Source organism: Streptomyces sp. NPDC059256 (assembly GCF_042753785.1).
Taxonomy (GTDB): Bacteria; Actinomycetota; Actinomycetes; order Streptomycetales; family Streptomycetaceae; genus Streptomyces.
This window is the reverse complement of the sequence record NZ_JBHYZO010000058.1, coordinates 1-1480: the sequence shown is the minus strand read 5'-3', so window position 1 is coordinate 1480 and position 1480 is coordinate 1. Positions and strand designations below refer to the sequence as shown.

Below are 1480 nucleotides of genomic sequence, written 5' to 3'. Positions count from 1 at the left end.
AGCCAGTAGTGGTGGTGTTGGAAGGGGTAGGTGGGGAGGGTGGTGTGGGGTCCGGGTGGGTGGAGGGTGGTGGTGTTGATGGGGGTGCCGTGGGTGTGTGCGGTGGTGAGGGCGGTGTGGAGTTGGGTGGTGTTGCCGTGGTTGCGGCGGAGGGTGTGGGTGGTGGTGGCTTGGGTGTTGGTGGTTTCGATGGTTTGGGTGATGGGGGTGGTGAGGACGGGGTGGGGGCTGATTTCGATGAAGTGGGTGTGTCCGGTGTTGAGGAGGTGGGTGATGGTGGGGTGGAGTTGGACGGTGTTGCGGAGGTTGTCGTACCAGTATTGGGCGTTGTGGGTGGGTTGGGTGTTGGGGTGGGTGGTGGAGTGGAAGGGGGTGGTGGGTGGTTGGGGGTTGATGTCGTGGAGTGTGGTGAGGATTTGTTGGTGGAGGGGTTGGACGTGGGGTGAGTGTGAGGGGTAGTTGACGGGGATGGTTTTGGCGTTGATTCCTTGTTGTTGGTAGTGGTGGACGAGTTGGGTGATGGTGTGGTGGTTGCCGGAGATGATGGTGTTGTGGGGTGAGTTGATGGCGGCGATGGAGATGTTGGTGGTGTTGATTTGGTGGGCGGGTAGGGGGATGGAGGCCATGGTGCCGGTGTTGGTGATGGTGTGGATGGCTTGGCTGCGGAGGGCGATGGTTTTGGCGGCGTCTTGGAGGGTGAGTGTGCCGGCGATGTGGGCGGCGGCGATTTCGCCTTGGGAGTGGCCGATGATGGCGTCGGGTTGGGTGCCGTGGTGTTGCCAGAGGCGTGCGAGGGCGATCATGAGGGCGAAGAGGGTGGGTTGGATGACGTCGACTCGGTCGAGTGGGGGTGTGTGGGGTTTGTTGTGGAGGGTGTCGATGAGTGACCAGCCGGTGTGGGGTTGGAGGGCTTGGTCGCAGGTGTGGAGGTGGTGGGCGAAGGTGGGGTTGGTGTTGAGGAGGTCGAGGCCCATGTTGGTCCATTGGGTGCCTTGGCCGGGGAAGACGAAGACGGTTTTGCCGGGGGTGGTGGTGGCTTGGGTGAGGTGGGGGTGGGGGGTGTTGGTGGTGAGGGCTTGGAGTGCTTGGGTGGCTTGGTGGGTGTTGGTGGTGGTGATGGCGGCGCGGTGGGTGAAGTGGGTGCGGGTGGCGAGGGTGCGTCCGATGGTGGTGGGGTCGAGGTGTGGGTGGGTGGTGATGTGGTGGAGGAGTTGTTGGGCTTGTTGGTGGAGGGCGGGTTCGGTTTTGGCGGAGAGGAGCCAGGTGAAGGGTTGGGTGTGTTGTGGTGGGTTTGGTTCGGTGATGTGGAGTGTGGCGGTGGGTGCGGTGGGTGTTTTCTGTTTCGCGGGTTCTGTTTTCTGTTTGGTGGGTTCTGCTTTTTCTTTGGTTGTTGGTGGTTCTTCGATGATGATGTGGGCGTTGGTGCCGCTGATGCCGAAGGAGGAGATGCCGGCGCGGCGGGGTTGGTTGTGGGGTGGCC

Annotated in this window: 1 protein-coding gene; it reads right to left on the bottom strand. The window is 62.4% G+C overall.

The window, feature by feature from the left end:
- A partial coding sequence (locus ACFXJL_RS34795; RefSeq protein ID WP_384699501.1) for an acyltransferase domain-containing protein occupies positions 1-1480 on the bottom strand: 1480 nt, incomplete at both ends.